Origin of the sequence: Microbacterium sp. CFBP9034 (genome assembly GCF_034045255.1) — a bacterium.
Taxonomy (GTDB): Bacteria; Actinomycetota; Actinomycetes; order Actinomycetales; family Microbacteriaceae; genus Microbacterium.
In genome coordinates, this window is the sequence record NZ_JAXCWC010000001.1 from 553490 (window position 1) to 568519 (window position 15030).

Genomic DNA, 15030 nt, shown 5'->3' on the forward strand with positions numbered 1-15030 from the left:
GCCCATGGCGGTGCGGAGCCTCTTCCCCATCCTGCTCAGCCGTGATCTCCCGAGGCTGGTGAGCTTCTACGAGCACGCGCTGCACGGTCGGGTCTCGTACCGCTTCGGCAGTGCCGACGACGACGACTACGTGTCGCTGGCGGTCGGAGAGGCGACGATCGGCATCGGGCGCGATTCCGTCGCACCGGGCGCCGCAGGCGGCGACCGGGTCGCACTGTGGTTCTACGTCGACGACGTCGATGCCGCCTTCACGCGATGGCGCCACGCCGGCGGCGATGTGGTGCAGGTGCCGGAGGACATGCCGTGGGGCGAGCGGGTGGCGCAGGTGCGCGACCCCGACGGGAATCTCGTCAACCTCGGTGCTCAGCCGGCGTCGTCCGCCGACTGAGCGGCCTCAGTGGTCGCTGCCGGTGAAGAGCAGGATGCCGCCGAGGCCGATCATCAGCCCGCCGCCTGTCGCGGAGAGCCGAGCGATGCGCCGGGGCGACTTGCCGAACCACGTGCGCGCACCGGACGCGGCGAGCGCCCAGATGCCGTCCGAGATCAGCGCGATGACGAAGAAGACCAGGCCGAGCTGGATCATCTGAAGCGGGACCGCACCCGCGCCGAGGTCGACGAACTGGGGCAGCACGGCCACGAAGAACGCGATCGTCTTGGGGTTGGTCACGCCGACGATGAAGCCTTCGCCGAGCTGGCGCCACGCCGAGCGGGGAGCCACCGTGCCTGTGGCCTCCTCTGCGGCGCGGTACCGATGGCGGATCGCCTGGATGCCGAGGTACATGAGGTAGGCGGCTCCGGCGACCTTCACGATGGTGAACAGGACGATCGACTGCGCGACGATCCCTCCCACGCCCAGCGCGACGAGGGCGATGACCGGCAGCAGGCCCAGCGCGTTGCCGAGCACGCTCAGCAGGCCGCCGATCCGGCCGAGCGCGAGGGCGCGCCCGATCGTGAACAGCACGCTCGGGCCCGGGATGACGATGAGCACGAGCGCGGCGAGGGTGAAGGCCAGGAGGTTCTCGGGAGGGACCACGGGGGCAACGATAGCCGCGGTCAGCGCTCGGGATCGTCGCCGACCATCACCGTGATGGCCCGCTGGTGCGACCACCAGAAGCCCAGGCGCTCGCCGGCCCGCATGCCGACCGGCCGCTCGTCGACGGTGACGAGCGTGTAGGGCACCGCGACGAGCAGCGCGCTCTGGGGCCGGAGCACCGCAGGCACGCAGCGTCCGCGGGAGAGCGGGCCTCGCTCGATCAGGAGGCAGTGCTCGCCCTGGCCGGAGCCCGTGGCTCCGGTGCTGCCCGCGATCCAGACGTCCCAGCCGAAGTACTCGCCGAGCGGCGACGCCCACTCCAGCTTCGTCCTCGCGGGGAAGGCGGGGATGTGCCCGTCGGCCGGGAGATCGATGTAGTCCGCGAACGAGCCGCCGAGCGGGACGTTCAGGTGGACCACGGCGTCGGGATCCTGAGCGAAGGAGTACGCCTCGCTCGACGCCCGATCCGTCGACGTCGCGACCGCGTGCGTCGCGGGCGGTGCGTCGTCCGGAAGAAGCGCGGGGATGGCCAGGGCGGCGAGCCCGCAGCCCACGGCGAGCGCGACCGACGCTGCGAACACGCGAAACGGCAGCCGCGGGTCCGGGAACGGCCCGAGGGGCGCAGGCTCAGGATCGGGCTGGGCGGTGACAGCGTCGGGCGGCGGCGAATCGACGAGTCCGTCCTCCCGCGACTCGGTCGGAGGCGGTCCGGCGGACGCGATGTCGCGACCGGGCGGCTCCGTGTCGGGCGAGCTCGGACGGCGCGTCGCCACGAGTCGGCCGCGCTCGGCGACCACGGCCTCTTCGAGCTCGATCAGCCGGAGCAGGGCGTCGTGGTCGCGCTGGATGTCGGGGGCCCGCCCGTATGCACGACGGCGGAGTCCCTCCAGCTCGGCACGAGCCGAGGCATCCATCTCACGGCTTCCTCGCCACGATCCCAGGCTAGACCCGTCCGCGGGCCCGCGGGGCGGAGACGACGTCGCCGCCCGGCGCGCGGATCGGGCAGGCGTTCAGGTGCGTCCCCTACCCTCGAAGCATGACTTCCGATCCTGCCGTGCGCGCCACGAAACCCCGCCAGGTGCGTCCGGCGACCGAAGGCTGGTCGCAGAAGAAGGACGAGGAGGGTCGCCCTCTCCTCCAGTTCGCCAGCCCGAAGCGCGGCAAGCCGCCGGTTCACCTCGCGGATCTCACTCCCGAGGAGCGCGTCGCGAAGGTCAAGGAGCTCGGTCTCCCCGGATTCCGGGCGAAGCAGCTGGAGAAGCACTACTTCACCCACTGGACCCACGACCCCGCCGCGATGACCGACCTTCCGGTCGAGGGCCGCGAGGAGTTCGTCCACGGGATGCTGCCCCCGCTGCTCACCGAAGTGCGACGCCTCGAGACCGATCGCGGCGACACGATCAAGTTCCTGTGGAAGCTGCACGACGGCGCCCTCGTCGAGTCGGTGCTCATGCGATATCCCGGTCGCATCACCCTCTGCGTCTCGTCGCAGGCCGGCTGCGGCATGAACTGTCCCTTCTGCGCGACCGGACAGGCCGGACTCACCCGGAACATGTCGGCGGCCGAGATCATCGAGCAGATCGTGCGCGCGAACCGCCTGATCGCCGACGGCGGGCTGGGTGGCAAGAAGAAGGACGACCACTCCGCCGAGCGCGTCTCGAACATCGTGTTCATGGGCATGGGCGAGCCGCTCGCGAACTATGCCCGCGTCATGCAGGCCGTCCGAGTCATGACCGACAAGGCGCACGGGCTCGGCATGAGCGCACGAGGCATCACCGTCTCCACCGTGGGGCTCGTGCCCGCCATCATCAAGCTCTCGAACGAGGACATCCCCGTCACGTTCGCGCTCTCCTTGCACGCGCCCGACGACCTGCTGCGCGACGAGCTCATCCCGGTGAACTCGCGCTGGAAGGTCGATGAGGCGCTCGACGCCGCGCGCGGGTACTTCGACAAGACGGGTCGCCGCGTCTCGATCGAGTACGCGCTCATCAAGGACATGAACGACCACGCGTGGCGCGCCGACCTCCTGGCCGAGAAGCTCAACGCCCGCGGCCGCGGCTGGGTGCACGTCAACCCGATCCCGCTCAACCCGACGCCGGGGTCGATCTGGACCGCGTCCGAGGTTCCGGTGCAGAACGAGTTCGTCCGTCGCCTCAACGAGGCAGGCATCCCGACGACCCTCCGCGACACCCGCGGCAAGGAGATCGACGGCGCGTGCGGCCAGCTCGTCGCGACCGAGGACGACCAGGCCGTCGCGGCCGTCACCCCGCTCGAGGTCTGACGCGCGCCACCGCCCGGCTCACGCGACGAACAGGAACGCGACCGCGACGAGCACCGCGGCGACTCCGGCGAGCAGCATCGACTGCCGGATGTGCCGGTACTTCCGCTGCACCACTGCCGAGAGCACGAACAGCTGCTGATAGGTCCGCTCGGGCTCGGGAATGGCCTTCGTGCCCATCGCGGCCATGAGCTCGCGGTGCGAGGAGTAGCCCTGCACGTGACCCCAGAAGGCGATCACCCCGTTCGCCGGAGCCTTGGTGAGGCGCGGCCACACCGCGAGGGCAGCCGTCCCTACTGACAGGATCGCGGCCACCGCACCGGCGATCCACAGACCGAGCCCGACCGGCGACAGCGACTCGGTGCCCCAGTCGCCGCCGAGCAGCCCGCTCAGCACGATCGAGAACGCGATGCCCAGGCTGCCGATCAGCAGCGAGGACTTCTCGTCGGCGTGGGCGATCTCGGCGCTGACCTCGGCCAGCATCGTGGTCGCGAGGGCGTCGGCCGCGGCATCCGGAATCTGCTCGTGCTCGTCCGGGGTCATTTGATTCCGAAGGTGAAGGTGAAGGAGGTGCCGTCGGCGAGGGAGACGCGGTAGGTGTATTTCTGGCCGGCTGTGAGGCTGAGCGAGCCGATCGCGCCGGCCCAGAGTCCGGTGCGGGGCACGTAGACGGGTTTCACGGTGGGCAGCAGCAGCGGCAGCTCGTTGACGGCGACGCCCTTCTTGGGCAGTGCGGTGGCGGATACCGGGGTGACGGCGGTGACGGAGCCTTTGGCGGTGATGACCTGGCCGAGGCTGTCGCAGAGGCGGAAGATCACCGGGACGGCGGAGATGCGGGCGAACACGCTGGAGCCGTCGGGGTTGACCGGCTGCAGCACGACCCGGCTGCCGGAGCGGCATGCCGCCGACGGCGCGACCACCGTGTAGGTGGCGGTGGCGGTGCTGGTGTTGCCGGCGGTGTCGGTGGCCTGGCAGCTCAGGGTCTGGGACCCGGCGGTGGTGGTGACGGGGGTGTCGCAGGACTGCTCGGCGATCCCGGAGCCGGTGTCGGTCGCGCCGGCGCGTGCGGTGGCGGTGCCGCCGACGGCGACCGGGTCCGGGGTGACCACGGGGGCCAGGGCGGGCGGGGTCCGGTCGAGCGTGACCGTGATGGCCGTGGTCGCTTCCCGGCCGAGGGTGTCGGTGACGGTGCGGCTGATCAGGGTGCCGGGGGTGTCGGTGGTGACGGTGACCGGGTCGGGACAGACCACCCCGGTGCCGGTGCACGCGAACGACACCAGCACCTCGTCGGTGGCCCAGGCGCCCTCGGCGTAGGGGACCCCATCGGATACCGCATCGACCTCGATCGTCGGCAACGGCACCTCGGACCCCACCACGACCTCCGCGAACGCCGCATGACCATCCGTCGCACCATCATTCGGCGTCGCGACGACCCGGATCACGTCGCCCGGGGTCGCGATCCCCGTCAGCACCAGCGACACTTCGTCGGCCGTCTCGAGCAGGATGCCGTTCCGGTACCAGCGGTAGGACAGGCGGACGGTGTCTCCGTCGGCATCGGTGCCCTCCGCTGCCGCGTAGAGCGTCGAACTCGGCGTCGGCTCGGCGTCGGCCAGATGGACCGTGGCGGCGGGAGCCGTGTTGTCGGGGGTCACGGTGAGCTCGAAGGAGGACGGGTCGCTGCAGCTCGACCCGCCGGGACGACACGCCTTGAGCTCGACGGTGAACGTCCCGGGTGCCGGGGCGATCAGATCGAGGACCGCGCGCGTCACACCGTCCGCTCCGGTCTCCACCAGGAGGGGTCCGGACTGCACGACGTCGCCGTCCCGGAGGAGCCGGAAGCTGCCGCTCAGCGCATCGCCGGGCTCCACCTCTCCGATCTCCAATCCGCGGACGACGCGGTCGCCCACCTGGGCGGTTTCGGTCTCCCCGCCGTCGGCCAGCGTCGGTGCGACCTGGTCGGCGAGGGGGAGCCGGCCACGGTCGCTGTCGGTCGTCACATTGCCTGCGGCGTCGACCACTTGGAGGATCCAGCGGAACGGCCCCTCGAACCCCTCGGGCTGGGATGCCTCCCACTCGTCTCCGTCACGGGTCAGGTCGACCGGGATCCACTCCTTCGCTGCACCGTCGGTCATCTGCTGGACGAGGAGGACCACGCGCGAGATGTCGCCGTCGCCGGGGTCATAGGCCGAGACCCGGAACGGCCAGCCGGCTTCGCGACGCACCACGACCGGCGCAGTCGAGTCGGCCGCGGAATCATCGCCGTAGAGCACCGAGACGTCCATCGACGTGAACGTCTCGATCCGGCCGATGCCGTTGACGGCGGCCTGGACGCTGGCGGGAGTCACGACGAGGAGCCCCACCGGACCCGTCGGCGTGTCCTGGGCGGTCACGCTCGCGAACGCCGACGGGAAGGCCACGCCCTGCTTCGTCACGACCCCGGCCTCGACGCCGATGCCGGGATCGACCACGAGGGGCGTGACACCCGACGCGAACTCCGACGTCAGCCCGGTGATCAGGACTCCCTTGGCGCTCTTGCCGGCTCCGTCGGTGAGCGGCACCTGCATCACGGTCTTGGGGAGTGCGGGCTGTCCGGCCACCGCCAGCGGAGCCTCCTCGCCCACGGTCAGGAACGTCTGCGGCGGCTCGGCGCCGGCGCTGCCGTCGGGGTCCACGGTGCGAGTCGCGAAGGTCGGCGTGAGAGTCAATGACGCACTCGCGAGCCCCTCGCCGGCGTCGACGATCGACAGCCCGTCCGCGACCGGAGGCAGCGGCGGCGCCTTCTTCGTGATGCCGTCGTTGACGAATCCGTACATCGGCACGCCGTAGTACACGGCTTGCATGAGCACCTTCTCGTCGTAGCCCGAGTACGTCCCGGCCTGGCCGAGGTACGACTGCTTGGCGAACATCAGCGCCTCGCCGGCGGAGACCCCGCCGTCGTCGGTCTCCACGCCGATCCAGTCCGCGTACGTGCCGAGCAGCCGCTCGCTGAGGGCGGTCGTGACGTTGTTCGCGAGTCCGAACCCGGTGTTGCCGACATAGCCGGCGGCATTGCCGAACACGTCGGTCCAGTCGGTGGTGTCGCCGTAGTAGGACGTCGGCAGGCTGTTGCCGGCGTGGCATCCGATCATGAAGACCAGCGAGTCCTCCAGGCGGGACGCCTGCGCGGCCAGCTCCTCGGCGCTGAGGAGATCGGCGCCCTCGGGCGCGCCACCGGGTGCGTCCGGGATGCCCGGAAGCAGATTGCGCTCGTCGGCGTGCGTGTTCAGCGACACGATGCGCGGGGCATCCCCCGTCGTCGGGAACAGGCGATCGACGGCATCCGCCTCGGTCCACGGCTCCGTGAGGGGCGAGTTGTCGCCGGGGAGCCGCCACGACAGGTTGCTGGTCACCAGGTCCGGGAGCTCCGCCCACGCGCCGTAGCCGGCGGTGAGCGAGGTGTCGGCCTCGAGCAGTCCGGTCATCGACCCCCGGTAGCGGTCGAGCTGCGCGACGATCTGCTGCGGGGCGTCCACCAGCCGGCCGAGGGCCACCGTCGGCACATACAGGTAGCCGCCGAGCGTCTGGTACGCATCGGCGAGGCCGTACGGGTCGTCGGTGAGGATGTAGTCGCCCGCCGCCGCCGCAGAGAGCGGCGTCGCACAGGGATCGGGGCTGCCGGCGACGACCGGCGGACACGCCGAGCCGTCAGGCAGCGTGTCGAGGCGCAGTTCGGCGGCGTGGCCGCTCTCGTTGAACTGCGCCGTGTTCTGTGCCACGGGCGCGAAGGGGATCACGTCGTCGCCGCCGAGGACGACGATGTTCTGCACGTTCGCGCCACTCGACTGCACGACCGTTGCGAGATAGACGTTGATCGCAGCCGCGAGTGCTCGGCGCGCCGACATCGAGCACGGGTTCAGGTCCAACGCCGCGCGGGCCACCTGCACTGCCGGGTCGGCGTCGACGGGGACGAGCGCGCCGTCCACGCCGATCTCGTTCAGCGCGCTCCACTCGTCGACCACGCGAAGCGCGGCTTCGACCTCATCGGTCGCCGCCTTCCCGTGGAGCTGACGCATGCGGGTGATGTCGGTGACGTACAGCGTGTTCGTCGCCGCCGTGACGGCGGTGACCTCGTCGAGGAGCGGCGGCGTCCACTCGGGGTCGAGCGGGACGGGCGGCGCGAACGCCGGGCAGGACTGCTCCGGCGCCTCGTCCTCGTAGGCGGCGCGCAGCGAATAGAGCTGCTTGCCGGCCTCGCCGGTTCCGCTCGTGACGCGCACCAGCCATCGGTCGGTGCCGTCGACGGTCGCGGAACCGCCCTCGACGGTGGCGGTGCCGTCGCCGCCGACCGAAGCCTGGTCGACGAGCACGTGGTCGGCCGTCGAAGCGGCGGCATCGGCCCCCGACTCGGCGGGTGCCCCCGCGTCGCGGGAGTTCTGCTCCGCCACTTCGCGGCCGGGCGCGGCGCCCTGCGACCCGACGCCCAGCGGTGTCGTCGTGGGAGTCGGCTTGAACAGCGCGATCGCGAGCTGCCCGTCGGAGGCATTCGTCGAGATCACGAGACGTTTGCCGGGTGCCGGCGGATCCACCAGGAACCAGTCCTCGTCGTCGGCCGGACCGGGGTAGCGCTCATTCGCGTCCTCGTCGAACCGGATGTTGTACGGCGTGACCCATTCGTAGTAGACGCTGCCGGGGCGCAGCACCACCCCACCACCGGCTTCGGTGGACGTCACCCACGTTCCCTCGGGCGTGCGGTTGTTCGCCTGCGCGTCGAGGTTCTCGTACTCGTCGGCCAGCGGAATGAAGAGGGATGTCTCCGCCGTCGTGTCACCGCTCGTCAGCGTGCCCCTCGACTGCCACGATCCGGGGCGCCGCAATTCGGTGAACTCGACCGTGAACTCGCGGACCGTGCCTCCCGCGGTGTCAGGCAGGGGGAAGGTCACGGTCGACCCGTCGTTGAGCACGGGTCCCTCGTACGGGTCCTTCGCGGCCTGGGCGAACGACGGCCCGGAGCCGCCGCTCGTGATCCGCTCCGACAGCGTCCCGCCGGGGAGCTGGATGGACGCGGTCGGGGCACGGAAGACGGTGGGCTGTCCGGGCCCCGGGTCGAACGAGAACTGGTACTGCACGAAGGGGCCGCATCGGTCCTCGCCGTTGCACCAGAACCCCGGCTGGGACTGCTCCGTCGGCGCATCGGCGGGGATGACGGCCGGGTCGATCTGCTCCCAGGGGTAATCGGCGCTCTCGAGCAGCGACAGCAGGATCGTCCCGAGAGTCACCTCGTCCGGGGCTCCCGCCGCGAGATCGGCCGTGGTCGCCGTCGGCAGGATCGCCGCGACGTTCTCCGCGAGGGTGCCCGAATGCTGCGCGCCCTCCCCGAAGATCGCTTCATAGGCGGCGGAGCTCAAGTCGGTCACGTCGACCTCGCCGAGCGGAGTTCCCTCGAACTGCAGGCCAGGGGTGCCGTCGGAGGCCGGAATGAGCGGGATGCCGTCGAGCAGCGTGTCGTCGACGGGCAGCGTGTTCGCGATCACCGCGTCGACGCCGCTGCGGTCGACGGCGAGCCCGGCGGCATCCAGCTCGGCCAGGGTGGTCAGCTCGTCGAGGGTGACCGCGAGCCCCTGTGCGTCGACGATGTCCTGCCAACGCTTGAGTACGGCATCCCCGGTCGTCCCGTCGATCTCGACGTCACCGAGGGCGGCGCCGCCGAGCACCATCGAGGCCAGGGACAGCGCGTCGATGCCGGTGCCTTCCAGCCCGACGTCGCTGAGCGTGAGGCTCTGGATGCGCTGGGCGGCCGCGCGCTCTGCGGGGTCGCCGCCCTCGCCGGCGAGGAGCTCGTTCGCCCACTCGAGCACATCGGCCAGCAGGACGCTCTGCGCGAGGTCGCCGGCGAACTTCGTGCCCGCGAGCAGCTCGGTCCACCCTCCGGGAATGTCGAGTCGGTAGATCGGCAGCCGATAGATGGGAAGCCGGTAGATCGGCAGCCGGTAGATCGGCGAGTCCGCGACATCGAGCCGGTAGATGGGCGAATCGCCGATCATCAGCCGGTAGATGGGGAGACGGTAGATCGGGAGACGGTAGATGGGGAGGCGATAGATGGGCAGCCGGTAGATGGGCGCGTTCGCGAGCGCCGCGGCGTAGTCGGCGACGGCCGACGCGGGGATGTCGGAGATGTCCGCACTCGTGATGAAGCCGGGGGCCGAGAGCTGCCCCATCGTCTCGGTCACCGAGAGGCCGTCGTGCGAGTGGGTGTCGATGGCCACCACGGCACTCGGGGCACCGCTCATGTCGCTCGGACCGGCCAGCGCGACCGTGCGTCCCGTCGCCGAGAGGCTGGGCGCGCCACCGGCCGCGAGCTCCACCGCCGAGTTGCTGCCGTGCTCGCCGACGCAGTCGGGGTCGCCGCGCGTGGCATCGAGCCAGCCGACCTTCGACACGCGGATCACCGGCTCGGCCAGCGCCGCGGGGTCGGGGCTCGAGAACATCACGGGCTGGGTCGTGGCGTAGGCGACGGCCGACCCGTCGGCCGAGATCGCCGGCGAGTGCACCTCGCCGACCCTGCGGTCGACGAGGGTCGTTCCCACACTCGTGATGTAGACCTCGTCGTTGCGGTCCAGCGTCCCGACCACCGCGGCAGGAGCGCCGCCGCAGTCGTCCGCGATCGCGGCGAACTCTCTGCCGGTCGCGTCGAGATCGCCCTCGTGGGCGCCTTTGAGAAGCGTGGTGAACCGGTAGTCGGCCCCGCGGGGGAAGAGGAACAGGGACGGCGTGCCGGTGGGCAGTTCGGTCGACTGCGGGCTCTCGACGTGGGCGGTCACCACGATGTGCTCGCCGTTGCCGCTGATCGCGGGTTCGGACAGACCACCCGGGATGCTGTTGCCGCCGCTCAGCCTGCGGATCGAGGGAGCTCCGCGCGCGCCGTCGCCCGCGGGATCGAGGTCCGCGACGAACACGTCGGGCGCACCGTTGGTGTCTTCGGCCCAGAGGTTGGTCGCCTCAGACGTGAAGACCAGGTAGCGGCCGTCGTCACTGAGGTCGGGGTCGTACGAGTCGCCGTCGGGCTCGACGCCCGGGTCCACGCGGGTCGTCGCGCCGGTCAGCATGTCGCGCACGTAGACGCCGCTGCGCCCGGCCGTCGACCCGCCCGGGATGAGGTTCGTCGCGTGACTGACGAATGCGACGAAGCGGCCGTCGGCGCTCGCGACGGGGTCGTAGCTCATGTCGTTCGCGGGCGTCTGGGGCAACGAGGCGTCGGGGGCGCTGACCAGCTGCGCCGCTCCCGAGAACGGGTCGCCGGAGCCCTCGATCGCCGTCGAGAAGAAGACGTTCGGCGTCTCGGGCGCTGTGCCCGGGGCGAGGTCCTCGGCGGTCGAGACGAAGACCACCTTCTGGCCGTCGGGCGTCAGGTACGGCGAGCCGGACACGCCCTGATCGGTGCGCGAGACCAGGTACACGTCGGCCTCGGGCGGGAGCGGGGCGATGTCGGCCGCGGCAGGACTCGCCGGCAGGCTCACCATCCCCGCGGCGACCAGGGTCGCCACCGCGAAGAGTCCGACCGCGCTGCGCGCCGGTCGTCGATGCCGTGCGACTGCGTTCATGGTGAGGTCTCTGCTTCGGGTGCGGGACGGGGGGCGAGGGCGGCGTGCGGGGCGAGAACGGAAGGGATGTCGATGACACCGAGCTCGCCGAGGATGGTCTCGGCCTCGGCGAGCAGCAGGGCGCCGTCGGGACCGCTCGCGCGCGCGAGCTCGGCAAGGCTCAGGGCGCGCTCGAACATGACGGGTCCGGCGGCGTCCGCGGCCGAGCGAGCGAGGTCGCGCGCCGCTTCGCCGTCACCGTCGGCTGCCGCCAGTCGCGCCCGGAGGCGCAGCACCAGGCTCGCCGCAGATCCGGCGGGCGGCACGGACCCCAGACCGGCGAGGGTCTCCCGCGCAGCCGTCTCGATCCCCGCTTCAAGCAGCGCTTCGACCCGGCGCGCGCTGACATCCAGTACGCCGTCGGCGTCGTCGAGGGCGGCGAATCCGGCGGCGGCGATCGAGAAAGCGGATGCCGCGGCATCCGCTCGTCCGGCGCGGAGGTGGGCGCGTCCCTCGAAGCCGGTCACGAACGACACCAGGTAGGGGTTGTCGGAACCCTGGAAGACACGGCGCGACGACTTGAGGAGGGGCAGCGCGTCGTCGACGCGACCCTGGTCGATCAGGATCTCCGCGGCGTTGGCGGCCTCGATGGCGGCGCCCACGACGTCTCCGCCGCGCTCGGCGGCATCCTGCGCCTGCGCGTACAGCCCGGCCGCGGTCGTCCAGGCTCCGCGGTAGTAGGCGCGAGCGCCGAGGATGTTCAGCACCTTCGAGCGCGAGAGCTCGTCGCCGATGTGGTCGTACAGGTCGAGCGCGCGCTGGAGGTGCGTCATCGCAGCATCGCCGTCGATCTCGCCCGCGGCGATGTCGTGGTAGCGGAAGGCGTCGGCCAGGATGCGCCGGTCGTCGTCCGTCGCCGCGTCGCCGTCGAGCAGGTCGATCGCCTCGCGAGCGAGGAGCTGGGCGTCGGACCACTTCGCCTGGCGCAGGCGCAGCCCCGCCTCGGTCACCGAAAGGCTCGCCAGCAGCGACCGGCCGTCGGCGCCCGCCCGGGTCGCGATGCGCCGCGCCGCGCGCACGGCCGTGGCAGCGTCGGCGGCCCGGCCCAGGACATTCAGCGCATAGGCGCGGTCCTGGTCGATCCGACCCCGCTCGAGTGGATCGGTCGTCAGGGCGCGCGCCCGGTCGTACGCCTCGAGCCCCTCACCGGCGCGCCCGCTCGCCACCGCGGTGCGCGCGAGACCGAGCCACAGTCCCCCCAGCTCGGGCGGGTGCGGCCGGCTCCGTGCCGCGGAGGCCACGGCGACGCGGTACGCGGCGACGGCATCCTCCACGGCGAACGCCTGCTCGGCCGCCTTCGCGGTGGCTTCGGCCGCGCGCCAGGCGCGCGGAAGGTCGCCGGCGGCCTCGTAGTGCATCGCGAGCATCGGCTCGACGGGCCCCGCCGCGAGCTCGGGCTCGACCTCGAGCGCCGCGGCCACGGCGCGGTGGAGCTCGCGTCGCGTCTGGAAGTTGAGCTGCTCGTAGGCCACGTCGCGGAAGAGGGGGCTGCGGAAGCGCACCGAGTCCTCGAGGCGCTCGAGGAAGCCGGAGACCCCCTCCGACTCGGCGAGCTCCAGCGGGCCCACCCAGCGGACGAACAGCCCGACCGGCACGCCCCAGCCGAGCACGGCCGACCGCCGCACGACGGCGCGCTCCTGCTCGGCGAGCGCGTCGATGCGCTCGCCGACGAGTTGCTCGATGCCGAGCGCCTCGCTGCCGGAGCCGAACGCCGCGGCGAGCTCGGTCAGGTAGAGGGGGTTGCCCTCAGCCCGGGCGAGCATCGGCGCCAGGTCGGACGGCAGGAGCGTGCGGCCGGCGACGGTCTCGACGAGGTCGGACGCGGCGTCGGCCGGAAGTCCGCCGAGCTCGATCACGCGGCCCGGGAGGGTGAGCCCGCCCTCGACCTCGCGGCGGGCCACGAGCACCGCGTGGCCGATGTCGCCGGAGAAGACGTGCGCGAGCGCAGCGGCCGAGGCCTCGTCGATCCAATGGGCATCGTCGACGAGCACGCACGTCGGCGTGGGGAGCAGATCTTCCAGGAGGCGGCCGAGCACCGCGTGCGCGCGCTCCTGCCGGAAGGAGTCGTCGAGCGCGTCGACGGCAGGAGTCGACTCCACGTCGGCGCCGGCCATGGGAGCGAGCAGTGGCACCCACATCGCCAGAGCCGGCCGCAGCCCCGCCACTGCTCGGGTGAGCTGAGCACCGGCGACGTCGGCCGGAGCTTCGACGTCGATCCCGAGCAGAGGACGCAGGAGCGCCTGCAGCGCCCGGTACGCCGCGCCGGCGAAGCGGTCTCCGTTCACGCGGATCACCGGGAGCGGGCACTGCTCGACGGCCGTGGCCAGCAGACGCGACTTCCCGAGCCCCGCTCCCGCGGAGACCGTGATCGATCCGCCGAAGCCGGTGGCCGCGGCATCCTGGAGCGCGATCAGCTGGCCGAGCTCCGCATCACGTCCGAGGAAGGGGATGTCGCCGATGACGCCGTCGGGGCGGCGCCCCGGTGTCGTGACCACCGCGACCGGGATCTTCTCGGCCTTGCCCTTGACGGTGATCTCCCCGCCGTCCTCGGCGTCGAACACCACGGCGGAGCGCTCGAGTGCCGCTCGAGTGACGAGCACCGTGCCCTCGGCGGCCCGGGCCGTCAGGCGGGCCGCGAGGTTGGTCGAGTCGCCCATCACCGTGAAGGTCTGACGGTTCATCGCGCCGACGAAGCCGGAGAAGACCCGGCCCGCAGTCACGCCGGCGCGCACGGAGAGCCCGGTGTCGCTCGCGACGATCCGCTGCACGGCGGTGAGGAGTCGCCCCTCGGGGTCCTCGGTGGTGGTCGGCGAGCCGGCGGTGAGGAAGTAGCGGTAGCCGCCGATCGCCGGATCGACGTCGAGGAGCGTCGCGCCGGTGTCGGCGAGGGCTGCCTCGACGACCGCCGTCAGGGCGTCGATCCGCGCCAGATCCTCGTCGCCCGGCTCGGCGGGAAGGCCGGTGACCTGCACGAACGCGATGGCCGCCCAGCGGTGGTCGGGTTCGGCGCCGAGGAGGTCGGGGCGCTGGCGGAACGCCTTCGGGAGGAAGCGCTCGCCGCCCGACGCGCTGCCGGTGTTCAGGGCCAGGAGCGAGTGCGCCTGCACCGTGCCGGCCCGCAGCAGCCGGAATCCTCCCTCGACACCGTCCTCGGGAGCGGTCTGCTTAGGGGGCAGCTGAGCCGCCGTCTCGGCGCTGACGAGGATGCGTCCGGCCGCGGCGGCGCCCTGAAGCTCGAGCACGCGGTCGGTGGCGGCTCCGGCCAGCACGACGCTGACCGAGTCGGAGCCGGTCAGCAGAAGTTCGAACCTTCCGGTGTGCACCCCGACCGACATCCGCAGTCGCGCGCGCGCGGCCGGCAGGTGGATGTCGCCGATCGCGGCGAGGACTCGGTTCATGTTCCAGGCAGCGTGGGCGGCGTGCTTCGCGTGGTCCTCGCCGCGGAACAGGACGAACAGCGCGTCCCCGGCGAACTTGAGGATGTCGCCGCCGTCGTCGGTCGCGGGCAGCAGCACCGTGAAGATGCGGGAGAGCGTCGCGATCAGCTGCTCCGTGCCCTCGCGGCCGGCAGCGGCGAGCTGCTCCGACAGCGTCGTGAAGCCCGAAATGTCGATGAGCACGGCGGTGCCGTCCACGCGCAGCTGACGCCCCGTCAGCCCACCGTGCTCGACGAGCAGGCGGGGGACGAGGTCGGACGCCGAAACGCGCGTTGCCATACGACCCGCTTCCCCAGTGAAACGCGACGCGATCGCGGCCTGGAGAGCACCGGGATCGTGACTCTCCACTATCTCACCGTGCCCGACGACTCCGCTACGGGCGGGGAGGGGCGGTCGGGCCGCCGATTCCGCTCAGCGAGCGGCGTCGGAGACGAAGCGGGGCGTCGCGTATGTCCCGTCTGCTCGTGCTCGTCCGGGGTCATTTGATTCCGAAGGTGAAGGTGAAGGAGGTGCCGTCGGCGAGGGAGACGCGGTAGGTGTGCTTCTGGCCGGCTGTGAGGCTGAGTGAGCCGATGGCGCCGGCCCAGAGTCCGGTGCGGGGCACGTAGACGGGTTTCACGGTGGGCAGCAGCAGCGGCAGCTCGTTGACGGCGACGCCCTTCTTGG

The 15030-nt window shown here is 71.8% G+C and carries 8 protein-coding genes; 2 read left to right on the forward strand and 6 right to left on the reverse strand.

Going from position 1 to position 15030, the window contains the following annotated elements; genetic code table 11:
• The first annotated feature begins 4 nt into the window (after positions 1–4).
• Positions 5–388 carry a VOC family protein gene (locus SOM19_RS02520; RefSeq protein WP_320484975.1) on the forward strand — a complete coding sequence of 128 codons (384 nt, stop codon included), beginning with the start codon at positions 5–7 and terminating at the stop codon, positions 386–388.
• 6 nt (positions 389–394) lie between these two features.
• Here SOM19_RS02520 and SOM19_RS02525 read toward each other — a convergent pair whose 3' ends face one another.
• Together SOM19_RS02525 and SOM19_RS02530 are read right to left on the reverse strand one after the other, a co-directional pair.
• Positions 395–1033, reverse strand: a complete 639-nt coding sequence (locus tag SOM19_RS02525; protein WP_320484976.1) for a LysE family translocator — start codon at positions 1031–1033, stop codon at positions 395–397.
• A 20-nt stretch (positions 1034–1053) separates the two neighbouring features.
• The gene (locus tag SOM19_RS02530) at positions 1054–1947 is read right to left on the reverse strand and encodes a hypothetical protein (RefSeq protein WP_320484977.1); all 894 of its coding nucleotides are present in this window, start codon (positions 1945–1947) and stop codon (positions 1054–1056) included.
• A gap of 122 nt (positions 1948–2069) precedes the next feature.
• On the opposite strand from SOM19_RS02530, the gene rlmN reads away from it, so the two are divergent.
• Complete coding sequence (rlmN, locus tag SOM19_RS02535; protein ID WP_320484978.1) at positions 2070–3314, forward strand: dual-specificity RNA methyltransferase RlmN; 1245 nt, start codon at positions 2070–2072, stop codon at positions 3312–3314.
• An 18-nt stretch (positions 3315–3332) separates the two neighbouring features.
• On the opposite strand, the gene SOM19_RS02540 is transcribed toward rlmN, so the two are convergent.
• The 4 genes from SOM19_RS02540 to SOM19_RS02555 form a co-directional block, all read right to left on the reverse strand.
• The gene (locus SOM19_RS02540; RefSeq protein ID WP_320484979.1) at positions 3333–3854 is read right to left on the reverse strand and encodes a Pycsar system effector family protein; all 522 of its coding nucleotides are present in this window, start codon (positions 3852–3854) and stop codon (positions 3333–3335) included.
• On the reverse strand, positions 3851–10888 hold the full coding sequence (locus SOM19_RS02545) for a C25 family cysteine peptidase (protein WP_320484980.1): 7038 nt from the start codon (positions 10886–10888) through the stop codon (positions 3851–3853). Before SOM19_RS02545 ends, SOM19_RS02540 begins: the two co-directional genes overlap by 4 nt.
• The gene (locus SOM19_RS02550) at positions 10885–14643 is read right to left on the reverse strand and encodes an adenylate/guanylate cyclase domain-containing protein (RefSeq protein WP_320484981.1); all 3759 of its coding nucleotides are present in this window, start codon (positions 14641–14643) and stop codon (positions 10885–10887) included. Before SOM19_RS02550 ends, SOM19_RS02545 begins: the two co-directional genes overlap by 4 nt.
• 199 nt (positions 14644–14842) lie before the next feature.
• Positions 14843–15030, reverse strand: a 188-nt coding sequence (locus SOM19_RS02555) for a hypothetical protein (protein WP_320484982.1), incomplete at its 5' end; no start/stop codon positions are given.

What these genes read in the sequence shown, in the direction of transcription:
- SOM19_RS02520 (WP_320484975.1), top strand. Translation starts at nt 5, where the DNA reads ATGGCGGTGCGGAGCCTCTTCCCCATCCTGCTCAGCCGTGATCTCCCG.
- SOM19_RS02530 (WP_320484977.1), bottom strand. Translation starts at nt 1,947, where the DNA reads ATGGATGCCTCGGCTCGTGCCGAGCTGGAGGGACTCCGCCGTCGTGCA.
- rlmN (WP_320484978.1), top strand. Translation starts at nt 2,070, where the DNA reads ATGACTTCCGATCCTGCCGTGCGCGCCACGAAACCCCGCCAGGTGCGT.
- SOM19_RS02540 (WP_320484979.1), bottom strand. Translation starts at nt 3,854, where the DNA reads ATGACCCCGGACGAGCACGAGCAGATTCCGGATGCCGCGGCCGACGCC.
- SOM19_RS02545 (WP_320484980.1), bottom strand. Translation starts at nt 10,888, where the DNA reads ATGAACGCAGTCGCACGGCATCGACGACCGGCGCGCAGCGCGGTCGGA.
- SOM19_RS02550 (WP_320484981.1), bottom strand. Translation starts at nt 14,643, where the DNA reads ATGGCAACGCGCGTTTCGGCGTCCGACCTCGTCCCCCGCCTGCTCGTC.